The organism is Marinobacterium iners DSM 11526 (genome assembly GCF_900107855.1).
Classification (GTDB): domain Bacteria; phylum Pseudomonadota; class Gammaproteobacteria; order Pseudomonadales; family Balneatricaceae; genus Marinobacterium; species Marinobacterium iners.
On record NZ_FNRJ01000002.1, the window covers coordinates 1 to 6,002 of the forward strand.

General features: G+C 60.7%; 5 protein-coding genes. 1 reads left to right on the forward strand and 4 read right to left on the reverse strand.

What is annotated here, in order from left to right; translation table 11 throughout:
• Together BLV48_RS19575 and BLV48_RS03015 are read right to left on the reverse strand one after the other, a co-directional pair.
• A partial coding sequence (locus BLV48_RS19575; RefSeq protein ID WP_175527563.1) for a transposase zinc-binding domain-containing protein occupies window positions 1–249 on the reverse strand: 249 nt, incomplete at its 3' end.
• 359 nt (window positions 250–608) lie between these two features.
• Window positions 609–2,033 (reverse strand): aminotransferase-like domain-containing protein, encoded by a 1,425-nt coding sequence (locus BLV48_RS03015; protein ID WP_091823791.1) that lies wholly within the window; start codon window positions 2,031–2,033, stop codon window positions 609–611.
• A gap of 107 nt (window positions 2,034–2,140) precedes the next feature.
• Here BLV48_RS03015 and ccoG point away from each other — a divergent pair, with 107 nt between their 5' ends.
• A complete protein-coding gene (gene ccoG, locus BLV48_RS03020; protein ID WP_091822938.1) occupies window positions 2,141–3,499 on the forward strand; it encodes a cytochrome c oxidase accessory protein CcoG in 1,359 nt (452 codons plus the stop codon).
• Here ccoG and BLV48_RS03025 read toward each other — a convergent pair.
• Together BLV48_RS03025 and BLV48_RS03030 are read right to left on the reverse strand one after the other, a co-directional pair.
• Entirely contained in the window at window positions 3,482–5,368 is a 1,887-nt protein-coding gene (locus BLV48_RS03025) for a S9 family peptidase (RefSeq protein ID WP_175527564.1), read from the reverse strand. The two genes, ccoG and BLV48_RS03025, sit on opposite strands and share 18 nt — an antisense overlap.
• Window positions 5,361–6,002, reverse strand: a 642-nt coding sequence (locus tag BLV48_RS03030) for an SPASM domain-containing protein (RefSeq protein ID WP_139253883.1), incomplete at its 5' end; no start/stop codon positions are given. The genes BLV48_RS03025 and BLV48_RS03030, both read right to left, overlap by 8 nt.

Below are 6,002 nucleotides of genomic sequence, written 5' to 3' on the forward strand. Positions count from 1 at the left end.
CTGCTTCTGTGCCTCAATCCAGTCTTTACGGTGCTTCTGCGCACACACATAACAGCAGCGGTGACGGCAGGAGTGACACTGTTCCCACCACTCCTGACAGTCCGGGCAGGCGTAATAACTCACCCCCATATCCCGCGTTCTACAATACGTAATGGATGTAATCGCCCGCCGGTTTTTCCGTGGCTGAGGCGATTCATCCAACGCCGCTTTATACGACTGAAATAGCCGTTGTATCGCTCTATTCGGCATGTCCCTATGCCTCTTTAAAATCTCGCACTCCACCGCGAAGCGGTTATGTTCAACAGCCTATTTATGAGGTAAACCTCATAATAATTATTAGCGGGTATACCTTTTAATTTTCCCAATCCATCCATAACCCACTGATTTTATTAACTTAACGACAACGCCCTGAGCTGAAAAAGGTAAACCAGCGCTCCGCTTGTGGCTCAAACAGGTACAAACCACAGCGCCAGAGAACAGGGGCTCGCCAGAAAGAAGATGATCAGCTGCTGAAACATGAAAACTGCAAAGCATCCCGGTCATCGACCCATCCTCTTTTCCCTGTCGTTGTGGCTGCCGACTTCCCGCTGGCAGAGTTCAAATATGCATCATTTGTTGCCTGTTGCCAACAGCTCTGGCAGCTGTTTCAGCGCGGCCAATCGCTTGCCATCCCAGGGGTGGGCGTAGCTGATGCGCAGGCAGTGTTTGAACAGGCCGGATACCGAGAACAGCGGGCCCGGGGTGATGACGATGCCCTGCTCCAGTGCGCGGGGGTAACAAGCCAGCGTATCGTAGGTATCCGGCAGTTCTACCCAGACGGCCAGGCCGCCGGTGGGCCTGCTGACGCCCAGGTCAATGGGCCAGGCGTTGAGGGCGGCGATCAGTTGGTCGCGGCGCTGGTGCAGGGCGTTGCGCTGGCAGCGCAGGTGGGTGGCAAGGCTACCATCGGCCATGTAGTCGGCTACGCCCTGTTGCAGGGTGCGGCTGCTGGCCAGTTGGGTGACCAGTTTCAAGTGCAGGATACGGGCGTGCCAGCGGCCTCCGGCGATCCAGCCCAGACGCAAATCACGCGACAGGGACTTTGAGAACGAGCTGCACAGAATCACACGGTCATCACCGTCCAGCGCCTTGAGCGGGTCGGGCGGGCTGCCCAGCGCGGTGTCGGCATAGATGTCATCTTCGATGATGGCCAGATCATGGCGCTCGGCCAGCGCCAGCAGGTGCTGTCGAGCTGCTGTGGGCATCAGTGCACCACTCGGGGTAGCAAAGGCGGGTGAGACGATGCAGGCCTTGACCGGCCAACGCTGCAGTACCGCGTCCAGTGCATCCATATCCATGCCGGTGTCGGCACCCGCAGGGACTTCCACCACCTGCAGTTGCAGCTGTTCCAGCAGTTGTAGTACACCGTAAAACCCGGGTGACTCGACGGCCACTACATCACCGGGCTTGCAGCAGGCCATCAACGCCAGAAACAGGGCATGCTGACAGCCCGAGGTAATGCAAAGCTGATCCGGTGCGGCCGCCCAGCCGCGACGTGCATAGTGCAGCGCCAACTGCTCGCGCAAGCTGATCGCCCCGGCGGGCTCATCATAATATTGGTAATCGTCACCGCGCTGACGTCGCAGTGCCCGTCCGATGCTACGGTTCAGCGCCACGATACCAGCCGGCAGTTCGCCCGCATTCAGGTCAGGCAGCAGGTCAAAGGCGGCACTGCGCTGCATGATATCCAGCAGCAGGTCATTCACGCTCACGGGCCGTGGCGGCTGAATGACTCGGGTATGACCGGGCGTGCCCTGTTGATCGCCGGGAGGCGCTGGCCTCAGGGTGACGAAGTAGCCGGCCTTGGGACGCGCTTCCAGCCAGCCCTGGGCCTCCAGTCGCTGCAGCGCATGCTGCACTGTGGCCTTCGACAGGCGGTGCTCACGGCACAGGGTACGGATCGACGGCAGGCGTTCACCCAGCCGCCAGCGCTGTTCCTGAATGCCCTGCAACAGCCAGTGTTCCAGCTGCCGATAGCGATAATCCGATGTCATGCCGTTTGTACCCATCTGTACCGATTCATTTTTATTTTTTTATACCTGAACCTATTTCGAGTACAAGCGTAATCTTGCCCTGTCAACAATTCAGGGGACCGCCCAGCATGGAAAAGATACCTGTCGTTCAAGAACACACCCCGCCCTATGCCCGCGATGGCAAGTTTCATGTGCGGCTGACCGAAGGCCGGTTTCAGACCCTGCGCCGCCTGAGCAGCTGGCCGATGATCGCGCTGTTTTTCGGGCTGGTGTGGGTGCAGGTGGATGGACAGCCCTGGTTGCTGTTCTCGTTTGCACAGCGACAGATCATACTGTTCGGCCATGCCCTGTCCTGGCATGACCTGCCGCTTTTGGCTGGGTTGATGATTGCCGGCGCCTGTCTGCTGTTTTTCATGGCGGTGGCCTGGGGACGGGTATGGTGCGGGTTTGCCTGTCCGCAAAGCATCTGGACCTGGCTGTTCATTCGTATCGAGGATTTCACCGAGGGCCGGGCCAGTGAGCGTGCCCGCGCCGAAGGCAAACCGCTCGGCGGCACACGCCTGTTACGCCGTATCGCCAAACACCTGCTCTGGATCGGGCTGTCGCTGCTGACGGCGCTGACCTTTACCGGTTATTTCATCCCGATGCGTGAACTGGTCAGCGATGCAGTGCAGCTGCAACTGACGGCGGGTGTCAGCGGCTGGCTGATCATCATGGCCGGCCTGACCTACGCCAATGCGGGGCTGGTGCGTGAAAAAATCTGCCTGCATGCCTGCCCCTACTCTCGTTTTCAGGGGGTGATGTTCGACCGCGCCACGCGTACCGTCAGCTATGACACGCGCCGTGGAGAACCCCGCGCCAGCATGCGCAATGCCGATCTGAACAGCGGCGATTGTGTGGATTGCGGTCTGTGCGTACAGGTGTGCCCAACCGGAATTGATATTCGTGATGGCCTGCAGGCCGCGTGTATCGACTGCGCCGCCTGCATTGATGCCTGTGATACCGTGATGACCAAACTGAACCGGCCCACGGGGCTGATCCGTTTCGCCTCCGAAGCACAGCTGGAGGGCGAATGCTCGCCTCTGATACGCCCGCGTCTGGCAGGCTATGGCGCGGTCATGCTGGTCGCTTTTGGTGCCGTGCTGTACGGCTTCACCGGCACCACCAGTCTGCTGGTGGAGATCCGTCGTGACCGTGGCGCACTGTTCACGCAACAGGACGAGAACACCGTCTGCAACCACTACCGGGTCAAGGTGGAAGGCTTTACCCGTCAGCCGGAACAGGTCAGGGTTGCGGTGCAGGGGCCAGGCGCATTTGAGTTGTTCGGGCCCGAATTGATCGATCTGACCGACAACAACGCCAGCTGGCTTTCGTATCGCGTGTGTGCCGAAGACTTCGACCTGCCCCGTGCCAGTCTGGACTTCCACTTCACCGGCCAGACCGGATCAGCCAGCAAGCAAACCACGTTTTTAACACGGGGGATTTGAGGCGGCGTCGATAATACTCCGGTAGAACGCCAGCTCCCGTTCCAGCACCTGTGCCTGGTTCTCGGGCTGGCGAAAGCCGTGGGCTTCGTCGGGGAAATAATGGGTTTCAACGCAAATGCCGTTTTCGCTCAGGCTCTGTGCCATCCGGCGCGTCTGCTCCGGCAGCACGACTTTGTCCTGTTCGCCCTGAAAGAAGATCACCGGGACGCTGACGCGGTGGACCTGCATCAGCGGCGAGCGTGACGTATAGCGCTCGGGCTCGGTTGCGGGGTCTCCGATCAGCCAGTGCAGATAACGGGATTCAAACTTGTGCGTGAGCCGGTTCAGTCGTGCCGGGTCGCTCACGCCATAGAGGCTGGCCCCGCCACTGAAGCGGCTGGAGCGGCACAGTGTACTCAGGGTGGTATAGCCACCGGCACTGTTGCCGCGAATGAATATGGCATCGGGCTGTGCCCGTCCCTGTTCGATCAGGCGGCAGGCAATGGCGTCCACGTCTTCCACATCGGTGATACCCCACTGCCCAGCCAGTTGCAGGCGGTAGTCTCGTCCATACCCGGTGCTGCCGCGGTAGTTCACATCCGCGATCATGAAGCCGCGCTGTGTCCAGTACTGGATGGCAGGCTTGAGCACCGGGGCCGTGCTGGCCGTAGGGCCTCCGTGGGTCCAGATCACCAGCGGCAGCGGCTGGTCGTACGGCACATTGGCCGGTCGATACAGAAAGTACGGGACGGAATCGACCCATTCACACAGCGGCAGGCTGGGTGCGTAGGTTGGGGAATGCCCTCCGGCCAGCACTGTACACTGATCAGGGTCGTCGGCATCCAACTCGGTATCGATCTTCACTATCGCCGGCTCGCGATCGGCAAACTCGGCAACACACCCAATCCATGTCCCCGCAACACAGAGTGCGTGCAGGCGTGTGGGCATCAGGCTCAGCTCTAGCGGCTGCCAGCCCTGAGCGACTTCCGAGCCCTGCATAAAACGCCACAGGCGGGTATAGCCATCGCATTGACCCAGCGCGACAAGCTCACCCGATGCGGTCCAGCCGTAGGTACTCAGACCAAACTGCCAGGGCGCGGTGGTAAATTCAGTGCGCTCCGGCACTGTGCTGCCGGCGGTGTGCAGCGGCTCAAACCCGGACGGGGTCAGCGCTTCAATGCGCCACCAGTTGTCACGATCAACCACGGCATGCAGTTGCCCTTTCGGTGAAAAGCGCGGCTGCAGCCAGGCGGCGTCTTGCGTGTCGGATACCTGACAGGCCTGAGCAATCTGCCCTACCCCGTTCAGATCCGCCAGCATCAGGCGGGTACAGCGCCAAGGCTGTTGCGGGTGATCCCACTCAACCCACGCCAGCCGATCGCCTGTTGGGCTCAAGGCCGGTGAGCTGTAAAAGTCGGTGCCTGCTGCCAGTGTTTCCACGCCGCCGGCCTCCAACTCGACTGTGACCAGCCGGTTGATCGGCTCCAGGGCCGTTTCAGTGTGCTGTTCGCTGATCGCCAGCAGACGCTGATGGCGGGCGTCGTACTGCAGATCGGCAAAACGTGTATCAGGCATCGTTGTCAGAGGATAGGCCGGGGAAGCCGCGTCCAGCGGCTGGCACCAGATCTGCTGGTCACTGTCGTTGACAAAGCAGACCCGATCACCCGCCAGACACCAGGCGCCGCCGCCGTACTCATGTACCCGGCTGCGCGCGCTCAGATGATCGGGCAGCAGGCTGATCGCCTCCCCCGCCTCAAACCGGCACAGCCGATTACGCCCCGTGCTGGGATCGAAGCTCACCCCATACAGATGCCCCTGATGAAACCGCAAGGCGGCGTAGTCATGGATCGACTGCACCGCCTCCCGTGCACTGAGCACGCCTTCACCCACGCGCAAACACCCGTGAGTTGCGTTCGTTGCGAAAGGTGATCGGCGTATCCTCACCGCTCTGCTCGGCGGCGGCACGGGCATCGAGGATCGTCTGGTGATGCGGTGATTTGCTGCACACCGGGTCCGCCGCGTTCATGTCACCGGCCAGCATATAGGCCTGACAGCGGCAGCCGCCCAGATCGTGCTCCTTCTCGTCACAGGAGCGACAGGGCTCCTGCATCCAGTCGTCGCCCCGGAAGTGGTTAAACCCGAACGACTCGTGCCAGATGTGCTGCAGCGTATTGTCTTTCACATTAGGGAACTCGATCGGCAGCATGCGGGCACTGTGACATGGCAAGGCGGTGCCATCCGGTGTCACGGTGAGGAAGATCTCGCCCCAGCCGTTCATGCACTTCTTTGGCCGTTCTTCGTAGTAATCGGGGGTCACGAAGATCAGCTTGATCGGGTTGCCCTCGGCGGCGAGTTTTTCACGGTATTCGTTGGTGATGCGCTCGGCCCGCTCCAGCTGCGCTTTTGTAGGCAGCAGGGCTTCCTTGTTCTCGTAGGCCCAGCCGTAGTACTGGCAGGTGGCCAGTTCGACAAAGTCGGCTTCCAGTTCCACACACAACTCAATGATGCGGTCGATCCGGTCGAT